This window comes from Paenibacillus aquistagni, assembly GCF_900177815.1.
Classification (GTDB): Bacteria; Bacillota; Bacilli; order Paenibacillales; family Paenibacillaceae; genus Paenibacillus_B; species Paenibacillus_B aquistagni.
Window position 1 is genome coordinate 1,446,550 of record NZ_FXAZ01000001.1, and the last position, 22,233, is coordinate 1,468,782.

Annotated in this window: 19 protein-coding genes and 1 pseudogene; 1 reads left to right on the forward strand and 19 read right to left on the reverse strand. The window is 47.6% G+C overall.

Annotated elements, in window-relative coordinates; translation table 11 throughout:
- Positions 1 to 31: 31 nt before the first annotated feature.
- From B9Y93_RS06775 to metH, 12 genes are all read right to left on the reverse strand, one after another.
- Positions 32 to 1,222, reverse strand: a complete 1,191-nt coding sequence (locus tag B9Y93_RS06775) for an SAF domain-containing protein (protein WP_085493537.1) — start codon at positions 1,220 to 1,222, stop codon at positions 32 to 34.
- A gap of 85 nt (positions 1,223 to 1,307) precedes the next feature.
- Positions 1,308 to 2,819, reverse strand: coding sequence for a serine/threonine protein kinase (locus tag B9Y93_RS06780; protein WP_170936537.1), 1,512 nt, complete (start codon positions 2,817 to 2,819; stop codon positions 1,308 to 1,310).
- 189 nt (positions 2,820 to 3,008) lie between these two features.
- The gene (locus B9Y93_RS06785; RefSeq protein WP_244903307.1) at positions 3,009 to 4,091 is read right to left on the reverse strand and encodes an SAM-dependent methyltransferase; all 1,083 of its coding nucleotides are present in this window, start codon (positions 4,089 to 4,091) and stop codon (positions 3,009 to 3,011) included.
- Between the two features lie 14 nt (positions 4,092 to 4,105).
- The gene (locus B9Y93_RS06790) at positions 4,106 to 4,885 is read right to left on the reverse strand and encodes an ABC transporter ATP-binding protein (protein ID WP_085493540.1); all 780 of its coding nucleotides are present in this window, start codon (positions 4,883 to 4,885) and stop codon (positions 4,106 to 4,108) included.
- Positions 4,882 to 5,217, reverse strand: a complete 336-nt coding sequence (locus B9Y93_RS06795) for a thioredoxin family protein (protein WP_085493541.1) — start codon at positions 5,215 to 5,217, stop codon at positions 4,882 to 4,884. The genes B9Y93_RS06790 and B9Y93_RS06795 overlap by 4 nt, the downstream gene beginning before the upstream one ends.
- A complete protein-coding gene (locus B9Y93_RS06800; protein WP_085493542.1) occupies positions 5,214 to 5,552 on the reverse strand; it encodes a cyclic-phosphate processing receiver domain-containing protein in 339 nt (112 codons plus the stop codon). The genes B9Y93_RS06795 and B9Y93_RS06800 overlap by 4 nt, the downstream gene beginning before the upstream one ends.
- 76 nt (positions 5,553 to 5,628) lie before the next feature.
- On the reverse strand, positions 5,629 to 6,510 hold the full coding sequence (locus tag B9Y93_RS06805; protein WP_085493543.1) for a deoxyribonuclease IV: 882 nt from the start codon (positions 6,508 to 6,510) through the stop codon (positions 5,629 to 5,631).
- On the reverse strand, positions 6,510 to 7,334 hold the full coding sequence (locus B9Y93_RS06810) for a DNA-formamidopyrimidine glycosylase family protein (RefSeq protein ID WP_085493544.1): 825 nt from the start codon (positions 7,332 to 7,334) through the stop codon (positions 6,510 to 6,512). The genes B9Y93_RS06805 and B9Y93_RS06810 overlap by 1 nt, the downstream gene beginning before the upstream one ends.
- Entirely contained in the window at positions 7,303 to 8,199 is an 897-nt protein-coding gene (locus B9Y93_RS06815) for a TIGR01457 family HAD-type hydrolase (RefSeq protein WP_097675937.1), read from the reverse strand. Before B9Y93_RS06815 ends, B9Y93_RS06810 begins: the two co-directional genes overlap by 32 nt.
- A gap of 103 nt (positions 8,200 to 8,302) precedes the next feature.
- Positions 8,303 to 9,394, reverse strand: a complete 1,092-nt coding sequence (locus tag B9Y93_RS06820; RefSeq protein ID WP_085494003.1) for a Gfo/Idh/MocA family protein — start codon at positions 9,392 to 9,394, stop codon at positions 8,303 to 8,305.
- Positions 9,395 to 9,686: 292 nt separating this feature from the next.
- A complete protein-coding gene (gene rnz, locus B9Y93_RS06825) occupies positions 9,687 to 10,613 on the reverse strand; it encodes a ribonuclease Z (protein WP_085493546.1) in 927 nt (308 codons plus the stop codon).
- Between the two features lie 165 nt (positions 10,614 to 10,778).
- A complete protein-coding gene (gene metH / locus B9Y93_RS06830) occupies positions 10,779 to 14,216 on the reverse strand; it encodes a methionine synthase (RefSeq protein WP_085493547.1) in 3,438 nt (1,145 codons plus the stop codon).
- A gap of 171 nt (positions 14,217 to 14,387) precedes the next feature.
- Here metH and B9Y93_RS06835 point away from each other — a divergent pair, with 171 nt between their 5' ends.
- Positions 14,388 to 14,930, forward strand: coding sequence for a 1,2-dihydroxy-3-keto-5-methylthiopentene dioxygenase (locus B9Y93_RS06835; protein ID WP_085493548.1), 543 nt, complete (start codon positions 14,388 to 14,390; stop codon positions 14,928 to 14,930).
- Between the two features lie 97 nt (positions 14,931 to 15,027).
- On the opposite strand, the gene B9Y93_RS06840 is transcribed toward B9Y93_RS06835, so the two are convergent.
- The 7 genes and pseudogenes from B9Y93_RS06840 to B9Y93_RS06870 form a co-directional block, all read right to left on the reverse strand.
- Entirely contained in the window at positions 15,028 to 16,215 is a 1,188-nt protein-coding gene (locus B9Y93_RS06840; RefSeq protein ID WP_085493549.1) for a saccharopine dehydrogenase family protein, read from the reverse strand.
- A 12-nt stretch (positions 16,216 to 16,227) separates the two neighbouring features.
- Complete coding sequence (phnW, locus tag B9Y93_RS06845; protein WP_085493550.1) at positions 16,228 to 17,421, reverse strand: 2-aminoethylphosphonate--pyruvate transaminase; 1,194 nt, start codon at positions 17,419 to 17,421, stop codon at positions 16,228 to 16,230.
- Complete coding sequence (gene phnX / locus B9Y93_RS06850) at positions 17,418 to 18,218, reverse strand: phosphonoacetaldehyde hydrolase (protein WP_085493551.1); 801 nt, start codon at positions 18,216 to 18,218, stop codon at positions 17,418 to 17,420. Before phnX ends, phnW begins: the two co-directional genes overlap by 4 nt.
- A 36-nt stretch (positions 18,219 to 18,254) precedes the next feature.
- Positions 18,255 to 19,991 carry a putative 2-aminoethylphosphonate ABC transporter permease subunit gene (locus B9Y93_RS06855; protein ID WP_085493552.1) on the reverse strand — a complete coding sequence of 579 codons (1,737 nt, stop codon included), beginning with the start codon at positions 19,989 to 19,991 and terminating at the stop codon, positions 18,255 to 18,257.
- A pseudogene (locus B9Y93_RS06860) lies at positions 19,930 to 20,295 on the reverse strand (putative 2-aminoethylphosphonate ABC transporter substrate-binding protein); the annotation flags it as partial. The pseudogene B9Y93_RS06860 and the gene B9Y93_RS06855, both read right to left, overlap by 62 nt.
- Positions 20,296 to 20,514: 219 nt before the next feature.
- A complete protein-coding gene (locus B9Y93_RS06865) occupies positions 20,515 to 20,934 on the reverse strand; it encodes a FixH family protein (RefSeq protein WP_085493553.1) in 420 nt (139 codons plus the stop codon).
- A gap of 482 nt (positions 20,935 to 21,416) precedes the next feature.
- Positions 21,417 to 22,229 carry an HAD family hydrolase gene (locus tag B9Y93_RS06870; RefSeq protein WP_085493554.1) on the reverse strand — a complete coding sequence of 271 codons (813 nt, stop codon included), beginning with the start codon at positions 22,227 to 22,229 and terminating at the stop codon, positions 21,417 to 21,419.
- Between the last annotated feature and the right edge of the window lie 4 nt (positions 22,230 to 22,233).

Below are 22,233 nucleotides of genomic sequence, written 5' to 3' on the forward strand. Positions count from 1 at the left end.
TATTGGAGTAAACAGATTATTCGATGACGTGCTACTGCGACGTCTTCATCTTTGGTTCACCTGGCAAGCTGTCTCCAATGGCCTTCCTGACATAATCTCCATAACTGTCCGAGGAAGCGCCTTCATTCCGTTCTTCCAGATTCTCAGACTGCTTTATTAATCCATCCTCCTGAAGCTGCTTCTGATGGTCTGTTGATTGCTGATAAGAGGGGGCAGGATCTTGAGGAAGCTCGGTTGTCGATGGCTCCAGTCCTTGTTCTCCGACAAACGGCGAAGTCCTAGCTGCCGCTTGCGAATGTCCAATAAATGGAGACTGGCTCTGGCTGCGATTCCTTATCCCCCCTCCTGCATGGTTAGCATCATCATTTATAAAGCTGAGGTGAGCTTCAGTCTGGGTAACAGCACTCCTCTGCAACCGCTCCTCAAGCACTTTTCGCGATTGAAGTGACAAGGCTTGACGAGCTGTCTCCAAGAGATTCGGATTCTTCTCCATAAGCTTATACACAGCTTCATTAACGGGATAATTGACGATCGCCTCCTGTTGAAGCATCGGTTCAATATATCGCAGTGCATAGATTTGCCCCCCATTTATGAATGCATCTACATATGCAGATGACATCGTTAGGAGTTCCTGCTCAGAGAGATACATCCAGAGTGTTGGCTGCTGAAGCTTTTTAACCCACTTTTTAGTTAGAACAACATAGTCTTGTCCATCAGAAAAACGAATCCGCACATCGATTGCTTCATTCTGCCTCAGCTCTAATGGAAGCTGAATCACAGCTGTCTCCACCCATCTTGCATCTTCTCTCACATCATCTTGTTGAGCTAACAGCTCACTCGTAATCGGGATGTTCGACCCGATCTGCAGCTTCATCACCTTGCCAACAATATCCTGTTGGCTCATTTGCATTGAAGGAGGAACCATTGATGCTGGAAGCCTTAGCCTGCCTATATCCTCCTCTTGAACAACAGCGCCTGCAGCCATTTCCTTTTGAAACACCCATGTGTCAGTCATTGTAATGGGAGCATCATCAATTTGGTATTGCGACATGATGTTCTTCGTCTCAAGCAAATCCTTGGCTAATGCTTGCTTCTCTTTTTGCCACAGATAATGGGTATAGAACTGCAATCCACCACCCAACGCACCAGTAGCAGCAATGGATATCGCTGCTGTCATAACGAGCTGCTTCGTCCTTCTTGTCCATCTTATATTTAATGACATTAACTAACTGCCCCCATCCTGCAGTTCACTTAGACTTCGATCAATATTTAATCTCATTAATTAAAAGCATTTGCTGAGCATTCTTCTATGAACTCAGCCACTTGTGAAAGTAAAATCTTCTTTTTTTCTTAGCTGCACTCTGGAACCACTGCTCCAGCCACTTCTCGATTCTCTCGTCTATCATAAACGGATTCGACACGGTTGGAACCGAGATAAGGTGTCTGCCATATGACCTTGCAGCAGAGGACCGCAGTTCCTTATCTCCAGCGTGCGGAACCGCACATATCCATTGATTGAATCTTCGCTCCTCAAGAAGATGTACGGCTTGCATGCACTGCTGATGCTTCCAAGCAGATATGCTGTGAATGAGCAAGCTAAAGGCAGCTCTCATAAATTCATCCACATGATCACTCGACTGCGAAAACCCGATATCCAGCACAATATAATCATACTCATGGAGAAGGAACGGCAAAAAATTGCCGTCGTGCTTGCGCTTCAAATGACTCGTGTGAAAATAATCCACTCCTTGATAGCGGAGCTTCTGCTCTTCCTGATAAAAACGCTCCTCGCCGTCAATAAAGGTTGATAATTGTTCAACCACCGACAGCTCAGTGCTGCTGTAATCGATGAATGCTATCCGACCGTGTGCTGTACGGTTTAACACATTGGCTATAAGGATCGACGCATGTGTACACCCTAGCCCTGCTGCAGCGCTCATGCAAGCAATAACGATGCCTTTGTTCAAGGCGCCGGTCGAATAGGGTTGAACAAGATCTTGTTGACTGGCATTGCCTGCCGATGCAGTTAGCAAACAGCCATGAAGATCTGTCCTGAGAGAATGAGCATCTTGGTAACGGTCCGCTGGCCTCTTGGACAGAAGCTTCAGTATAATAGAGACCATGCTTTCTGGCACATCAGACCGAAGCATGCTCGCTCGAAAGGAGTTGTGTCCCTGCCAGTGTCCATCTGACAGCACAAATGCCATCAGAGCGCCTACACCGTAAAGATCAGTTCTTGCATCACTTTGGACATCTTCATATTGCTCCGGCGCAGCAAACCCTAATGTACCGAGCTTTATCGTATCTGAGCTGATCTCGTCCTTATGTGCTCTTGCTATGCCGAAATCGATTAGCTTTACTTGCCCCAATCGCGTAAGCATCACATTAGATGGCTTCATATCCCGATAAATAATTGGCGGTGAATGTCCATGCAAATAACTTAACGCATCACATAGCTGTATACAGAGATCAACAGCCTCTCGAAAAGTGATCGATTGGCGGCTTATCCGCTCAGCAAGAGTCTCGCCGTCGATATACTCCATCACCAGATAAGCCCGGTCATCCTCGTGTGGAGGATAGAAGTCTACGATTAACGGCAAATTCGGATGTTTCAGTTCCGTAAGCCACTTGGCTTCCTGCAGCAGATGCGCTTGATTGTAGTGAATAGGGATGCTCTCCTTAATCGCCCAGGTCTTCCCCATTAAGCGAAGATCAGAGGCAAGATAGACGTAGCCCATTCCTCCAACGCCAATCAGCTTCTCTATTCGATAGCGCTGCTGAAACAAGCTTCCTACTTCTAATCGAGAAGCGGGCCTCACCTTCATTCCTCCTTCACAGAACTGCCAGAAAACACAAAAAACCCGAATACGGCCTCTTACAGGCCATACTCGGGATGCTTTCCCAGTAGGTATTCATTCATTTTGCGTTGTTGATGCTATTATAATAGGACCCTTACCTACTGTCTAGTCCATATTACCCAAAATAATGAAATAATTTATTTGATGTGGTTAATATTTAATCATATACAAGGTGATCTCGTCACGATTATGGAACAACTGCTTCGCTCTTAAGATCTGGAGATCATGTTCAAACATTTCCATGCAATCTCGTATCGTTTGCAGCGGCTTCTTATGCATAAGCTTTACCGTCACAATGACCGTTCCGCCACGCTGTACAGCGTCAAGCAATTGAATGACAAGCTGCGCCGTATGCTTGGGATTCCAACTCATATCACATACGAGCAAGTCAAATTCATTTGGCTCAAAAGCAACCTCGCCCGCATTCTGGTTAATGATTGTCAATTGAGGATGGCCCTGCAAGCTCTCATGCATTTTAGCGGGGTCAACCGCCGTCACTTCGACCCCGCGCTCAAGCAGCAAGCTGCTCCATCCGCCTGGCGCTGCTCCAATGTCCAAGCCGCTCTTGAATTGGCTAAAGTCAATGCCAAATACTTGTTCAGCCTCAAGCAGCTTGAACTTTGCACGCGAGATTTGCCCTTCCTCCCGTTGAAAGCGAATCGCGCCGCCGGGCCAATCCACCCCTTGATCTACCAATGTAGATAGACCAAAGTAAAGCATCTCCTCATGCTCATACACTGAGCAGATTAGATGCGGCGCCTGAATGACCACTTGATGGCCCTCGCCTTCCATGATTTGCTGCAAGCCTGCTCGGAGTTCGTGCAGATCGAAGCTGCTTAGCTTTCCACTTTTACGAGTATGAATCGATATCGATGTTGGTTCTTCTAGGTAGAGGCCTGCTCTTTCTTTAATCCTCTCCCATAGGTTCTCAAGCCGATCTTGAGTCAGTTCCTCACTTGTCTTTGCTGCAGCCAATATCGGAAACATATCTCTTACAAAGATCGAAGGTGCTGTACGCTGCATCTCCCATACCTTCTCATGATTTTCCGGAAGCTCCATAAGCGCCACTTCTCCTGAAACAAGAATTTGACTCTTCAGCTTGCCGTAAGTACGCCGCAATTCTTCCTGCGCATACGGTATAAAACCATGATTGGCCGTAATCATCCAATGGGATGATGTCTCAAACTGCTTGGGTAACTGTATATCCGATAATTGTTCACCTATATGTGTCAAAAAGTCGTTCTCCTCTAACGATTCGTCGTTCTCTTCACTCTCACCCATGGACGTTCATCCATCCAATCGAGCGATACGGGCATTCCATAGGTTTGAGAAAGATTTTGTTCTGTTAAAACTTCATGCTTAGGTCCTGCAGCAATAAATTGTCCGCCTTCTAGTAAGGCCACATGGCTGAAGATCGGAATGATTTCTTCCAAGTGATGTGTCACATACACAATGTGAACATCTCTCTCGCCTAAAGCTGCTAGATCGAGCAGCCATTTCTCACGCTCGTACAAATCTAGGCCAGAGCACGGCTCGTCCATAATCAGAAGCTTCGGATTGCTCATTAACGCACGAGCAAGCAGAATTTTTTTGCGCTCGCCTTGAGAACAGACACCGATAGGCTGATCTGCTAGATGTTCAAGGCGCACTAAGCGAAGATTCTCCTGCGCTCGTTCACGGATCTCGTCATCAATGTGTTCATAGAGGCGTAAAAACGCATTTGCTCCTGTCGCAACGATCTCCCACACAGGATCGCGCAGCGTTATCTTTTCCATTAAGGATTGCCCGATGTAGCCGATTTCTTTCCGAACCTCTCTAACATCAACTCGGCCGTAGCGATGGCCAAGTACATTGACCTGCCCTGTTGTTGGAAACTGGTATCCCATTAGGAGCTCCAGCAAGGTTGTCTTGCCTGATCCATTGCGCCCTAGTACGACCCACTGCTCATTCGCACTTGTCTTCCACTGCAAATCTTGCAGAATCCAGCGATCCTCTCGGCGATAGGATACATCGTTGATCTCAATCATTGATCGAACCTCCCTTGCAGCTCCTCATACAAATGCGTTACAGAATGCATGGCATAAATATATTTCGACTGCTTCTCAGGGTGTGATGAATGCCATTTTATAACACACGGCACACTTTTAATCCTCAGCTGGGCTGCAAGATCAGGATGCCGCATAATATTTAACTTCATTAATCGACAGTCAGGCAGCGATTCATTCACCACTTCCAACAAGCGTTCTGCCAAGCGGCAGGTTCCACAAAAAGGGCTGTATACATATAAGGCGTCCATTAACGGCAATACCGTTCCTTCACGCAGCGCTGCCTTGACCTGCTCGCCTGACACCTCGTTCATTGCGCCTCTCGCTTGACTTCCTCTAGGACAGCAATGGGCATCGGACCGTTGAACAAAGCAACGCCTTCTGGCTTATGCTCATACAGCAATTGATACATGCGCTGACGGCCTAAGGCGCTTGATGTGTGCAAATATATGCGTTTGGCATAAAGGCCGCGTCGAATCATCTCCTGCACAAGTTCGGTCCCTGTAGGCTCTCCAGGTCCCAAATCATGATCCAAGGATAAAATATCAACCTCATCGCTTTGAAGAAGCTCCAAGCACTCGTCCATATTGCGTGCAAGTACGAAGCCATCGGGTCGCCTGCGCCAGTCATCCAGATAAATATGAATCATCCATTCACCTCTCCCTTATACGTGCGTATTCAGATGGCTTGCAGCCATTAGCGGATAGCATACCTCAACTGTATGCTTACTTCTCATTCAGCAAACTTCGTAATTGCTCCCATTCATCCGCATGCAATTGAGGTCCGATCGGCTCTGTTTCAAGAATCATCGGCTTATGAAGCAGCTCCTCGCTTGTGAGCAGTTCCTTAAATGCCGCCTGAGAGATGATGCCAGTGCCAAAGCGAGCATGACGATCTTTTTTTGAACCAGCGGCTTCAAGCGTATCATTCAAATGAATGAGCTCAACATGGGGCCAGAAGCCATGCTCCGCTCCCGATTTGAGCAATTCTGCCGTTCCACCAGCTTCATCTGCGCGCCACAAGCCGCTGACATAAGCATGACAAGTATCGAAGCAGAAGCCGATCTTCTCAGGGTGCATGCAAAGCTTGCGGATATTCGTTAATTCCTCGAACATAATGCCAAGTCCACCGTGCATGCCCGCTTGATTCTCCAACAAAATCCGTGCAGATCCGTTCCATACCGGTGTGATTGTATTCAGCATCGTGAGAATGTCTTGATAGCCTTGAAGCTTATTTTGATGCTTAATGGTTCCAAAGTGAACGACAACCCCTTGTGCTCCAAGCGCATCTGCAATTATCAATTCTTGCATGAGGCTTGCTGCTGTCTTTTGAAACCATTCTGGCTGATCGCTGACATGTATCGCTAGATTCAATACATATGCAGAATGCGTAAAGCATCGAATGCCAGCTTGCTGAAGTTTGTCTTTACATATAGCCGCGTCCCGTTGCGACCATTGGTGCTGCTCTATGCTTCTCGGATTTTTGCCGAACAGCTGAATGCACGATACGCCTTCGGCTTCTTGAAGCCTTAACGCCTCGTCAACTGCATGAATGAAGCTTCCGTGCTTTTTCACATGACAGCCATAGTGAAGCTGGCGTGTCTTCATTACTTGGATGCATGAGCTGGGACCTGTGCATGCTCATGCTGACAGTTAGAACAAAATACCGCTTGTCGACCATTAATCTGTGTTTCTTCAAGCACCGAGTCACATTGCACGCAATGTGCGCCAGCTCGATTAGCAACAGCATAAATCTTATCTGCCGATGAATCTTCTGCTTCAAAGGAGTCCTTTAACCACTCCGTCAGTGCATGATACAGTGCTTGATAATCTTCATCATTCAAGGTTTCAATTCGTACCGTCGGCAGAAGTCCTGCACGAAAAGCGATCTCGTCAGCAAGCGTAGATGATATTCCAGCAATAAGGGCTGGATTTGAAAGTGCCGTTTTCAAGGACGATCTGCGCTTTTCAAAACGCTGCTTTAGAAGGGCTGGCGACATATTTCTCGACAATGGCTCAGGCCCCACTGCTTTCAGCTGCTCATCCAACTCCCTTGCGCTGATCCACTGTAACGTAATAGATCTTGCCCCAGCTATGCTCCAGCTTCCATCATCAAACGCAATAGACAGCTGCCATTTCTGCTGAGCATCCTGAGCATCATCCTTATTAAAGTCATGGGTATGGGTCGTTAGTTGACCAAGACTCGTCATATTTAACATCAAGCGATGTCCGTCATCCAAATGAAAAATAATGGATTTGCTTCTGCGTTCCGCATAGAGCAGCTGTCTGCCAACCAGCTGTTCTTGCAACTCTGTCAACGTCACATTGGCCCAAGACTCCTTCTGCAGCTTAACAGCACGAATCCGCTGCCCTACAAATCGCTGATCAAGCTTTTTACGCTCACGCTCGATTTCTGGAAGTTCCCACATCATATCTCTTCCTCTCTGTATGCTTCATTACACCTTGATTTCGAGTATATTCTCTGTATAACCAATCCTTCATCTCAGCTAACGTGCTGCAGATCACTTCAGGCTCTACACCGGATGATGCTTTATAGGATGCAAGATTCTCCGACGTGGTCACACCTGTAAGCACCAGCGCAGTACGACATCCAGCTCGCGCGCCTGCCAGCATATCCGTCATCATGTTGTCTCCAATAACGATAGCCTCCTGCGGTGTGCACTGAAGCCGATCAAGCGCAATATTCATTATAATGGGCTCAGGCTTGCCAATATAAATAGGCTTCACGCCTGACGCCGCTTCAATCGCTCGGCTAAGACTGCCTGAGCCTGGAGACAGCCCTCGATCTGATGGCAGCATAACATCAGGATTCGTTGCGATAAACACGGCACCTTTGCGCACTGCCGTGGAGGCTGCCTCAAGCTTTGCATAATTGAAGCTCCGATCGATTCCTTGTACGACGACCTCAATCTCACCCGCGTAAGCTTCATCCATCTCGACAGTCCAATTCAATCCAGCTTCATTACAGGCCTGCTCAAGACCCGTTTCTCCTATCATATATACCCGTTTTCCTTCATAATTACGCTTAATGTACAAAGCTGCAGCTTGAGCCGTTGTAAGCACATCTTCCGGGCGTGCAGGGATATCCATGTGGTTGAGCAGCCCTGACACCTCCTCCGCCGTTCTTGAAGAATTGTTCGTCACGAACAAATACGGAATGCTCCACTCCTGTAGCGCACGAATGAAGAGTTCCGCACCATCAATTCGTTCTGATCCATGAAACATCGTTCCATCCAAATCAATAAGCGCATATATTCGACCCGATGCAGAAGTCATCATCATCCATCCCTTTCGCATCGGCCATTTATTAATTTATAACATTAATTAACGACCGCTTTATTATCAATTCAATATTCGCATTCGACAGCGCCCTCTTCGGCTAGCTCTCGTTCTGCTCCGATTGCTTAAGCACATGATCAACCCATTTCTCGACGGCATACCCATCTCGAATCGTAGGCGCAAGTTCGCTCCAGCGCTCGTCACCAGCTTGACGCAGAATAAAATGATGCAGTGCTGCTGTGTGACTGTCCTGAAACACGCCAAGGGTTGCTTTATCATCTGGAAGCAGCTCCAACGCTGATGGAATAGGCAGTACCGGAACCGTTCCATCTAATAAATGAAGGGTTGGACGTTTATCTTTTTCCAGATCGGCTGTAATGCTTCCTTTTGTGCCGACAATGTCAATTCGGAAGGCATCCGCGCCATACGCGATACGCGACACTTCTACTTGTCCTCTAACCCCTTGCTCCGTCTGATAGGCCATTGTCGCCCAATCATCAACCTTCACGCGCACATGATCCGCTGCTCCAGCCGCAGAGGGACGTTCTGGCACGAACGTATACGCTTGACCGTCAACATGCTTGAACTCACCAAATAAATGACGCACAAGGTCAAGCGCATGAACACCAATATCGGTAATCGCACCGCCTCCTGACAAGGAGTCGCTAAGCCTCCAGCTCACCGGCCGCTTTGCATTCAGGTAACCTGAGCGCAGATACGTAACTTTACACTGCAATACCTCTCCAAGGACGCCTTCAAGGAGCCATTCCCGCATATGCATTACAGCAGGATGATATCGAAATACAAAAGCAAGCTGCTCGTTATATTGCTCGGGAATGTCCTGAAGCAGGGCACGAGTCGCTTGACCGCTCTCCGTCACAGGCTTCTCGCAATAAATCGCTTTGCCATGCTGTACTGCAGCTTTAACCTGCTCCGCATGCAGCGAATTAGGCGTACAAATGCTTACAGCTTGCGTTTGTTCACGCTTCAAAGCTTCATTAAGATCTGACGTAATATAAGAAAAGCCAATCTGTTCAGCTTGATGCTTAAGCTCCTCAGGTCTTCTTGTCACCAATGCATCCAGTACTGGCGTTAATGGCAGTGGCTTAATAATCGGCAGCGTCCTGAGCGCGACCATATGTGTCTTTGCAATGGTTCCAAAACCAACGATGGTAAACCCAAGTGTATTCATCTCCATCCGCCTCTCTTCTATGTATAACGCATCTGTAGTTGATGCTTCATTCATTGTAATGAACCCGCAGCCAACAGGCAAGGGAAGGACATGATTTCGACAGCATTAGCGATAGAGACCAGTCGAACCACAGAGAATGCGGTAGCCACGTGGAAAAGGCATCATTTTTTGTCATTCCCTGCGCTTTCCCGAGAAATAATTTGAGCCTCTGGAAATAAAAGAAACGGCTGAAACAGCCGTTTTACAGCATAACATCTACATTCTTTCTCGACGGGCCCTCTTGCATTCGATATTACTCAGCATCAACCGCGATTGCCTCAAGCTCTTCTGCAAGATAAGTCTCAGCGAATACCTCTCTTGCTTCGCTCAGCAATTGATCCATCTGCTCTTCGTCTTTGTAGCGGGAGCTGAAGTGCGTCAGCGCGAGCTTCTTCACCCCTGCCCTATCCGCAATTCTCGCTGCCTGCTTCGCAGTGGAATGGCCGAATTCGTGAGCATGCTCCACTCGATCCTCCATAAAAGTTGCTTCATGCACGAGGAGATTGACGTGGCGAGCAAGCCGAACAGCATGATCACAGGGACGAGTATCTCCCAATATCGCGACAGAGCGTCCTGGAATGGATTCTCCAAGCACAGAAGCAGCAAACAGAAACTCCCCGTCCGGCAGCTGAACATCCTTGCCTTGCTTCAATTGGCCGTATACTGGGCCTGGTGGAATGCCCTTCTCCTTTAGCAGCTCAAACTTCAGCCGACCTGGACGATCTTTTTCTTGAATCCGGTACCCTAAGCATGGGACTCGATGGTCTAATGGCAAGGCCGTGACCGAAAAAGTATCATCTGACCAAATGACGCCTCCGTCGACTTCCTTAATGACTAATGGATAAGGAACTTGGGTATGGCTGACTTCAAATACGATCTTCATATAATCCCCAAGCCCTGGAGGACCAAATACGGTCAGCGGCTTGGTTCCTCCCTGATGGCCTCTGCTCGACAAGAGACCAGGCAGGCCAAAGAGATGATCACCATGCAAATGCGTAATAAAAATAAATTCGCACTTGCTAAGCTTAAGCGAGGAGCGCAGCACCTGATGCTGGGTTCCTTCACCGCAATCAAACATCCAAAAGGTCCCGCGTTCTTCATACAAACGCAATGCAATGCTGCTCACATTACGCTTGGTGGTCGGCATGCCCGCACCTGTACCAAGAAAGTATACATCCATCTGTTACACCTTCATTTCTCTTACATCAATGATGGCTGAAAGGCCCCTGCACCATCAAGTGATACAGAGGCCTTTACCTATGTCTATCTTATCATGACCGAAAACAACTTTCATTAAGCAGAATGTTCAATATTCTATCAAAATGTATTCATTGAACACAAAAGACTATGCCTTATCAACATTAAAATATTGGGCTTGAGGATGTGCAAACACCATCGCACTAACTGAAGCCTCAGGCTCCATCATACAGCCTTCTGTTAGAATAACGTCGATATCCTCTGGCTTCATCAGCTTGAACAGCGGCTCCTGATCCTCAAGATTCGGGCAAGCAGGGTATCCAAACGATACGCGAATGCCTTGATAGCGGGCACCGAAGCGTTCCTTCATCGTCATGCTCTCTGGATCAGGATAGCCCCATACTTCGCGCATCATGTGATGCACGCGTTCAGCTAGACCTTCAGCCAGCTCAAGAGCGAGCGATTGCAGCGCATGCGAGCGCAAGTATTGCCCTTCCTGCTTCCACTGCTCGGCTTGATCACGTATGCCGCGTCCTGCTGTTACAACTAGGAAGCCCACATAGTCCATCACGCCGCTCTCCTTCGTACGGAGGAAGTCGGACAAGCAAAGGTACGGCTCAACCTGCTGCCTTGGGAATGTAAAGGTATGAAGAAGCTCCTTGTGATTCTCCGGATTATAAATATGAATAGAATCGCCTTCCGACTGAGCCGGGAAGAACCGATACATGGCATTGGCCTGCAGCAGTCCATTGGCAGAGCCTTCGCGAAGCAAAGATTCCACTATCTCTTTTAGCTCCAGAACCTTTGGATCCTTCTCCGCAACGAGCTTCTCTACATTTCCTTTAAGACCCAGATGATGGCCTAGAAGCATCTGCATGTTCAAATACGGTACGATCTGCTGTGTTGGAATATCTCGCAGCACATGGCGATCACAATCAGGCGGAAGATATACATCCGCTTCTTTGATGCTTGAGCGCACGGCCCTTGTCAGCACAGGCAGCGTCTTCTCTTCCTCTTGTTCGCGGGCAAGACGCTCCTTGTGTGCGCGCAGCTCCTCTACGAGCACATGCCGCTCTTCATTATTCATAATTCTGTTGGCGATATCGAGTCCATCCATCGCATCCTTCGCATAGAGGACCAAGCCGTCATATTCAGGACTAATCCGGTTCTTCGTAAACTTTCTCGTTAAGGCTGCACCGCCTACCAGAATCGGAACATCAATCCCAGCCGTGCGTAGATCCTGTGCCGTAATGACCATCTGCTGTGCTGATTTGACTAGCAAGCCTGACAGTCCAATCGCATCAGGCTTCTCCCGACGATAAGCTTCAATAAGCTGCTCTGGCGGAACCTTGATCCCTAGATTGACAATGTTGTAGCCATTGTTAGCAAGAATAATCTCGACAAGGTTTTTTCCGATATCGTGCACATCGCCCTTTACTGTCGCGAGCAGAATTTTGCCTTTAACCGCTGATTCCGCCTTCTCCATGTGAGGCTCCAAGAAAGAAACGGATGCCTTCATCACTTCCGCACTTTGCAGCACCTCTGCCACAATCAGCTCGTTGGCATTAAAGAGGCGACCGACCTCTTCCATCCCTTTCATAAGCGGGCCATTAATAATATCAAGCGGTGAATACTTGCTTAAGGCTTCGGACAAGTCAGGGGTCAGCCCTTCCTTTGTACCTTCAACCACATAGGATGCCAGCCGCTCTTCCAACGTTAGATTGCTTGCTTTCTCCTTCTTCTCCACCTTGCGATTGCGGAATGCAGCTACAAATGCGGCCAGCGTCTCATCATTCGTGTTGTAGAGCAATTCCTCTGAGAGCTTGCGCTCTTGTTCGGGAATGGACGCATAGCGTTCCAGCTTCTCTGTGTTCACAATGGCGTAATCAAGTCCCGCCTTCGTGCATTCGTACAAAAATACCGAGTTCAGCACTTCGCGGCCAGCTTCAGGCAGACCAAAGGAAATATTGCTGATGCCAAGAATCGTCTTCACTCCAGGCAGTGTTTCCTTAATCAGTCGGATGCCCTCCACTGTCTCTTTTGCAGATCCTATATACTGTTCGTCGCCTGTACCTACAGGGAACACGAGCGGATCAAAAATAATATCTTCTGGAGCAATGCCGTAATCATTCACAAGAATGTCATGCGAGCGCTTGGCAACTTCCAGCTTATCTTCACGCGTAATGGCCTGCCCGCGCTCATCAATCGTTCCGACAACCAGCGCACCGCCAAAGCGATGCACGAGCGGAACGACCTGCTCGAACTTCTCCAGACCATCCTCTAAGTTAACAGAGTTAATAATGGCTTTACCCTGTGTATATTTCAGCGACATTTCAATCACATTGCGGTCAGTCGAATCAATTACAAGCGGAACCTTCACCTTTTTTACAACCTCTTGTAAAAAGGATGCCATATCTTCTACTTCATCCCGATCCGGGTCCTGCAAACAGACATCGATAACATGTGCGCCATTCTTCACTTGAGCGCGCGCAACCTCAGAAGCTTCCTCAATCTTGCCTTCGCTGATCAAGCGCTTGAATTTGCGGGAACCAAGCACATTGGTCCGCTCACCAACCATATAAGGCCGTCCTTCATCTTCGATATAGACAGTCTCGATGCCAGACACTGCTGGCGCATGCTCGCCGTATTGTCGACGAGGCAGGTAATTGGACATCACCTTTACCATTTCTGCGATATGCGCAGGCGTCGTTCCGCAGCAGCCTCCAGCGATATTCAGCCAGCCCTGCTCTGCGAAGGTCCCGAGCTTGCGCGCAAGCGATTCCGGCGACTCATGATACTGGCCATTCTCATCGGGAAGTCCAGCATTCGGGTAGCAGCTGACTGCCGCATTCGCAATGGTTGCCAATGTGCGCAGATGGTCTCTCATGAATTCCGGCCCAGTGGCACAGTTCAGGCCAATCGATATCGGCTTCAAATGCTCCAAGGAAATGTAAAACGATTCAATATTCTGGCCAGCAAGCGTCGTTCCCATCGGTTCGATCGTGCCCGAGATCATAATCGGCAGTTCCTTGCCCGAGTCTTGCAGCGCGCGCTGTATCCCGATAGAGCCCGCCTTGACGTTAAGCGTATCCTGTGACGTTTCTAGGAGGAGGCAGTCTACTCCCGTCTCGATCAACGCCATCGCCTGCTCATAATAGCTGTCCACCAGCTCGTCAAATGTTACCCCGCCGGTTACCGACAACGTCTTTGTTGTCGGCCCCATAGCCCCTGCCGCATAACGAGGATGCTCTGGTGTGCTATACTTCTTAACGGCTTCAACCGCCAATCGGCCCGCAGCAAGATTCAGTTCTCGCGTGCGGTCCTGCAAATCATATTCGGCAAGTACAACACTTGTCGCTCCGAATGTATTCGTCTCAATGATATCTGCTCCCGCAGCAAGGTATTGTTCATGTATACTAGAGATGAGATCAGGACGCGTGACGACAAGAATCTCGTTACAACCGTCAAGACTTTCTCCCCCAAAGTCATCTTCGGTAAGATCCGCTTGCTGAATCATTGTGCCCATGGCACCATCTAATATAAGAATGCGCTCTTGCAAACTTTCTTCTAGCGTACGTTTACTCATCCTGTTGCCACCCTCTATCTTTACTCAAGTCCAAAACATTAGAAATAAGTGTATCAGAACTCCTCCTATTAGGAAAGAAAGGAATTTCGGTTTGAAATGTTTCTTGCCCATTCTTTTCCTGTGTATTATAATACCAATTAATTAATCATATTGGAGAAGTGGGGAATTGATATGGCACAAATACGTATTCGCAATACAGAGCAAGTCATCACAGGAGAAGAGAACGTGCGCGCATTCCTAAATGATCAAGGAGTATTGTACGAGCATTGGGACGCTGCGAAGCTTCCAGAAGCTTTACGTCATAGATTCAATTTGTCCGATGAAGATAAGGAGCAAATTCTCGCTGCCTTTGATGTCGAGATTCGCGACCTTGCTTCTCGCCGCGGTTACCTGACTTGGGATATTATCTCCTTGTCCGATGCTACACCTAACATTGAAGAGCTGCTTAAGAAGTTTGAGCAGGTGCATACACATACAGAGGATGAAGTACGCGCCATTACAGCTGGAGAAGGTATTTTTGTGATCAAAGGCTCTGATGAGGTTGGCTACATGGATGTTCTTGTAGAAGAAGGCGACGTCATTTCCGTGCCTGAGAATATCCCGCATTTCTTTACCTTGACTGAGTCGAAGAAGATTGTTGCTGTGCGCTTGTTTATTGAAACAGAAGGATGGATTGCTCATCCGTTTGAAGATCCTGCCTTCATTAAGGCATAAGCGATTAATAGCGCCATTCATGATAACACCCCCGTCAGTACGAGCCTGGCGGGGGTGTTCATATTCGTTAAGCATAGTTGAGGAGCACGGCATCCTTCTATATGAATACGGACGCATGTTCCTCATGTCGATCCACGACTTCCTCATGAATATAGATTTCTCTTCTCGCTAACTCATGAAATATCGTCTCTGGATTAAAGGCATCTTCAGGGTTCAGCATTCCTGCTTGCTTAACATGGCCGCTCGCAATCAATTCTGTGGCAATGGCAAGCGGGATGCCCACATTGCGCGTATAGGCTCTAAGCCCTTCCCATCCCGCAGCAGAACCATCGGACTTAGGATGAGTATGCGTGAGCACATGACGCCTTGAATTGCCTTCCTTCGTTCCACTCACCTCAACATGAAGCGCGTAGCCATATACTTCGGTTTCTTGACCATAGGAAGAGCCTGCTAGATAGGTGCTAATACAATCCAGCACCCCAACCTTCGTACCTTCTATATCCACAGTCGGGTTTTGCAAAATGCCATATTCGTACAATGAGCGTACGAGCCTCATATTCGCCTCTGGCCATGTTCCTCTCACTTCAATTAAGTGAACGCCCTTATGCTTTAATGCTTGAGCCAGCGTCCTCGTTTCACTATGGGGAATAATATATTGAGTGCTCACACCGTAAGGCTCAGGCAGCTTAATGTCAAGTGGTCTTGCGAAAGGAGGGACTTGAATAAACGCGCCATCTTCATAGACGACACGTCCTGGCAAGTCCGGGTCATATTCGTACGTTGTCGTCTCGGCGATCGACTTAGAGAAGGCAATCGGCCGATAAGAGCCGTGGCTGACACGAATCGTATCCACAACGTCTAATTGATTAGCCGCATGCATGGCCATCATTTGCGTTACCCCAGGTGTCATGCCGAACCCAGGCACATGAATCTTTCCATTTGCTTTGAACAAGTCAGCATAATGAAATTCCTCGCCAAAGCCGTTCAGATTAATGCCGTGACAGCCTGCGAGTGCAATGGCTCTAGTAGATAATCCATTAAGCGATATAGTCGTTGCGTCCATGACGATATCATAGCAAGACAAGTTGGCGGCCGTTTCTTCCGTCCGTCTTACATCAACTTGAACAAAATCAACACGGGGATCATTCAGCCATTCAACCACCTGTTGCCCTTCTTCTACGCTAAAGTCAGCCACTGTGATTTGATCAAACGAAGAATACTGGACAAGATCAAGCACAGCTTCCCTTGCGATCTTGCCTGCACCACCCAAGCAGCATACCTTCATATCTTCTCCCCCTCAGTCTGATAGAACGCACTCGCTTCCTTGTTGTTGCTTCATCACTTGCTTGACAGCATGAATGAATCGATGCATATCGTCTGGAAAGACATGGCCAATCGTGCCTACACGGAACGTATCCGCATCTGTAAGCTTGCCTGGATAGATGACGAACCCTTCCTTCTTCATTCCCTCGTAAAATAAAGCAAAATCAAATGCTGTGCCTGCCTCCCCTATCGGATAATGGAAGCTTGTAATAATCGGCCCCTGCAATTCAGGCGGGAGAACAGGCATGAAGCCAAGCGCCTTCATCCCTTCCACCAGCACCCTATGATTGTTCTTGTAACGCTGATAGCGTGCTTCTATTCCGCCTTCCTCTTGCAATTCCTTCATTGCGGTAGACAATGCATGAACCGTATGCGTTGGCGATGTATATCGCCATTTCCCTTGTGTCTTCTCCATCGTATTCCATTGGTCATAGAGATTGAGCGATAGAGACCTTGCCCAGCTATTTGTTTGTTCAATAGCGCTCCGCTTTGCAATGACATAACCGAAGCCTGGCACGCCCTGTAGACATTTATTGGAGCTGCTGACGACAAAGTCAATATCCAGTGCTTCGACGTTAATAGGAATGCCTCCAAAGGTGCTCATTGCATCAACAATCAGTGTACGATGATGCTGCTTGGCGACACGGCACAGCTCTTCTAGCGGATTCAGCATACCCGAGGTCGTTTCACCATGAACAAAGGCGACATGGGTAATATCCGGATGCTCCATCAGATATCTGTCCAGTCTAGCAGGAGATAACGGAGTCACGTGAGATTCTACCATCGCAATATGATCAATCCTGAGCGTAGCAGCAATCTCGACCATACGCTCGCCATAAGCCCCATTTGCTCCAATCAGGAGCTTTCCTTCAGGCGGCATCACACTGCCAATAACTGACTCAACAGCAAATGTTCCGCTTCCCTGCATGAGAACTGACGTATAAAGGCTGGGACTTGCCTTTGCCAAGCTTATGAGATCATTGCGAATACCCTCTGTAAGCGCCTTGTAATCCTCATCCCAAGTACACCAGTCGAGCATCATCGCTTGACGGACTTGGCTTGAAGTAGTGAGCGGTCCTGGAGTCAGCAGCAAGTAGTGTGATTCGGATGATTCATACGATATGACCGTGTCGCGTTCTTCCTTGTTCAACTGAGATGGTGTCTTCATAAGGCACGACCTCCTGTTGCCAACAGCATCTCAATATGCCGGATCGCTTGTGGAACGTCTGTGATGCGGTTGATGACAAGGTGAGCGCCATGTTCGATCAAGCGCTTATGCACCTCTTGCTTCCGCTCATTCAGTGCTTCTTCGCTTAGGCTCTCCACCTCATGCTTGCCGAGTCCAAGCTCACTGCTGCCTTCGATGACGCCTACTGTCCATACACCTGCAAGTCGTCCTTCCTGCATATCGCTCACAGTGTCGCCGATCTTCATGACTTCATCTTTTGAATCAATGCCTAAATGCTTCATATTTTCATAGATCATCCAAGGATATGGGCGTCCTGCTGGAACCTCATTAGGGGTAACGAGACAATCCGGGGCGTAACCATGTGCTTTCGCTACAGGTACAATCACATCCATCATCTCTTTGGTATAGCCGGTTGTGCTGCCAATTTTCAACCCGTCGTCTTTGAGCTTGAGAACCATGTCGGCGACGCCTTCCAAGGGTTCTCCATATTGATGAAGAATACGGAATAATGCTGGTTCAAACTGCGCATACAATTCGTCGATATCATTCTCGGTTGGCGCATGGCCGTATTTCTCTTCCCATAAAGCACTCACTCGTTCCTGGCTGCATATTGCCGCGATATGGTCTCGCTTCTGCATGCCCATTGGCTCTCTTGCTTCTCTATCTGTAATCTCAATCCCGCGCTCACAGAACACCTGCTTAAATACTTGCATAGGTGCAAAGCATCCATAATCAACCGTAGTCCCTGCCCAATCAAAAATAATGGCTTTAATCATCGTGTCTCCTCCTTTAAAGGTCCTTTCTCTTGCAGCTTATCGCTGCTGCCAATGTTCATTTTTCTTGCGAATCTTAGATGTAATCAGCTCATACATCAACCTTACTGCAATGCTTGTTAATACGATTAACATGGACAGAGCGGCCGCCGGGGCTACATCCCCCGCATCATCCATGTTCACAATGGCCACAGATGCCAGCTTCAGGTCAGCTGCATAGAGAAAGACCACCGCCGAAATCGTAACCATCGAATTGATAAAGTAATACATGCCAATCTCAAGGATCGCCCCCAAGGTCATCGGCACCGTGACCTTAACCATCGTTCGGTAAAAAGGGATACCAAGAGATGACGAGACACTCTCGAACTCTGTATCCAGCTTCTTCAAAGCAGACGAGGCTGTCACATAGGAGACCGAGAAGAAATGCACCATGTTAGCGAGTACGAGAATGCTAATCGTCCCGTACATGATATGAAGAGGATTGCCCTTTATATTGAAGAAAAGGATATACGCGATACCGATAACAAGCCCTGGCAGCGCGAGCGGGATGATTGCCAATAAGCGCGCAGCATTGCGCATAATAGGCAGCACCTTCATCTTTTCCACTGCATAAGCCGTTAAAAAGGTGATGATCGTCCCTGCCGCTGCTGTCCATAGAGATACAATGATGCTGTTCCAATAGGGATTCATTCCTGCACCAGCAGCCTTTGAGAAATCATAGTGTTTGAATGAGAGAGTCAGATCATAGGGCCACACCTTAACAAGCGATGCCCAAGCGACCGTCCCCATAAGCAGAAGGATCAGTCCTGAGATGACATAGCATACACTGCCTATTAAGCAATCTCTTAACGGGTTTTTGATCACCTTGTAAGGAACAGCCTTAGAGGAATAAGACATCTCCTGCTTCGAGGACACATACCGATCAACCCACCAAGCAGCAAGTGCCGGAATAAGCAGCACGATGCCTACTACCGCACCCATGGACATATTTTGCTGGCCAATCACATACTTGTAGAGATCTGTAGCAAGCACATTATAATTACCGCCCACAATCTTCGGTGCCCCAAAGTCTGTAAAGGCCAGCGTGAACGTAACAAACAGCGCACTTAACAGCCCATACTTTACCGAAGGCAGCGTTATCGTTTTAAACTGGCGATAACCGCTTGCTCCCATCGTCGTTGCTGCTTCATACAAGCGATAATCTGCCATTGCAAATGAGACGAGCAGGATCAAGTAAGCTTGTGGGAAAGTGTACATGACTTCAGAAATGATAATCCCGACAGGGCCATATAAAGGAATGGAGAACCCCGGAAAAAGGCCAAAACCTCCTGTCGTAATCACTCCTTGATTTCCAAACAGATAAGTCAGTGCAATGCCATGCATCATCGATGGAGCGAACAATGGCAATAGCGCAATATACTTAAGCCATGTCTTGCCTCTCAAGGAAATGCGGGTAACCCCATAGGCATATAAAAACGCTAGACTCACGGCAAAGATTGAGCTCATCACAGCTACCGTCATCGTATGAGTGAGTGATTGCAGCAAGCTTGGTGATGACAAGTATTCCATTATTAAAGAGAAGCCTGCGAATTGCCGCTGTTCATTAATAAATACTTGTGAGAATAAGGCAAACAGCGGCAGCAGCACCGCGCTGCCTAGCAAGAGCACAATAGCAACGATCATACTCCGCTGTAGATGCAGTTCATGCTTCACCCTTCGCTGGACTGTTCGTATCTTTGAACTGATCCTGGATGCGGTCAATGCCTTGCGGATCATAGCCTTCTAGCATATGATTCTGATCCAGCACAAGGAGACTCGTCGCCGCTACGCCCCATACGACATCAGCTACTGGATTATCCTTTTCTGCCAACAACTTTGCTGTAATTACCCCTGTTGAATCTCGCACCATGTTCAGTTTGATATCAGGATGTTTTTCTTTAAAAGAAGCCGTATAACTCTCGATGATGTCATCTTCTAATGCGGTGTAGATCGTAATCTCTTTCTGTCCCCCTGAGCTGCATGCTGCCAGAAAACTCATACTCATCATGATAGTCAATACCAGCGTTATCCACCTTTTCACGTTAGGTTCTCGCTCCTTCTATTCCATCAAATGTTGTGACATGATAAGCATAGTCCCTTAACGTAAATCTTAAATTATCGGGATGTTAAGGTATTGTATAGATTGTGCTGTCGACATAGGATCTACGGCTTCGAACAGCAAAAAAAGACCATTGATTCACTTCATCAATGGTCCTCTCTCATTCCTATGATCGCAATATGCTTTGATCAGAACAAAACGCTATTCTTTGACTTCAAATTCCTTCTTAGGCATCGAATGCATGCCTTCAGCAGAGACATGAGAAATAATCGTATACTTGCCAGGCTGATCGAAGGCATGCTTCAATTGAAATACTCCTTCGCCTCCAGATACGGCTTCTTCCTTTTGATGCGTCTCATCGCCTTCTTTCCAATACTCGAACTCTACCTTTTCCGCTTTTTCAATCGGCTTGTCCTTTAATGTCACGACAGCCTCAAAGGTAGCTTCTTCATGGACTCGAATCTCATCCGGGACCTTCAGCTCCACACTGATCATTGCTATTTCGCCATCCTCTTGCATGTTATGCCCGGCATGATTGCTGCCCTGACTGGCATTATTGCCCGAACATCCTGCCAAAAGACTTGCGGCAACCAACAATGCGACACTTGCTTGCTTCCACATGTTCTGTCACTCCTCAATTCCATCCCAACGAAGGATATCACCTTAATTTTCCCATATATCTATACTATAACGTAATGCGGATGGCTCGATGGGGCTATATATGATTGGAAGTCTTGAATATTTTGTGACATATCTCACACGAACTATATTTGACAAATCGAAGAAACAGCCGAGAAGGCAAAATGGAAATGAAGTTGACTTTGTAATCATTTGTTCCACCTCTATAGATCATGGCATTTCAAACGACGATCTTCGAAGCTTCAAAGGGCTTCTATGCGAAGAGCAATGGATGATCTGTTTGTGCACTCCTTCAATTTGCATATGTATCGTATTCGTTCCAAAGGATGAACGAACATGAAAAAGAGCTTGCGCATATCTCGCAAGCTCAGCTATAAGGAATATCTGCGCTTCTACTATAAGAGAGCACTCCGCTATTCATACTGTTGATCGTTCACAAACGATATGTCTATTCGATCTAGCCGCTACACCGTTGTCTGCTTCTGATTAATGTGGTGAATGATATCAAAAAGCTCTGATAAACTTGAAATTGTGTATTCAGGCGTAATGTCTCCATTCACACTTACTCCATGATGGTTGATCCAGGCATTATGCATGCCCGATCGAATAGCTCCGATGATATCTGTCGTCAGTTTGTCCCCAACCATAATGGTTTCCTCCGGCTTAACGCCTAACAAGCTCAGCGCGTGCTTAAACAAGCTTTGTGATGGCTTTCCTTCTGGATGGTCGCCTGAGATGACAATATGTTCGAAGTAATCTGCGATGCCCGGAACTCCTGCTAGCTTCTCTTGCTGAAGCGAAGGCGATCCGTTTGTCAAAAGCAAGAGCGGATACTGTTCGCGAAGCTTATCTAGAACCTCAAAAGTATCCTCATAGACATAAGGTCGATTGCGACGCTCCTGCATAAAGCGTTCAGCGCATGCCGCACCGAGCTTCTCATCATCAATTCCTAGCGCCAGCAAGCCATTCGTCCAAGCTGCTACTCGATATTTCGGTGCAATCTCTTCAAGCATCCTAAATTCCTTATGCTCTCCACCTGTAAAATGCGCCCACAGCGCCTCAAACGGATTGATTCCGATATTTTGTGTAAACGCATAAGTCTCATAGGAAGCATACAATGCTCTTGCCGCGCCTCTTACCTTCTCCTCCAGCTGGAGCGCATCAAGTTCTGTTTGTAGCGATGCGAATTGGCATGTGGCTTCAAACGCCTCACGTACACTGCGCTCATCCCACAGTAAAGTGTCATCCAAGTCAAAACATACCGCTTTAATTGTCACGGCT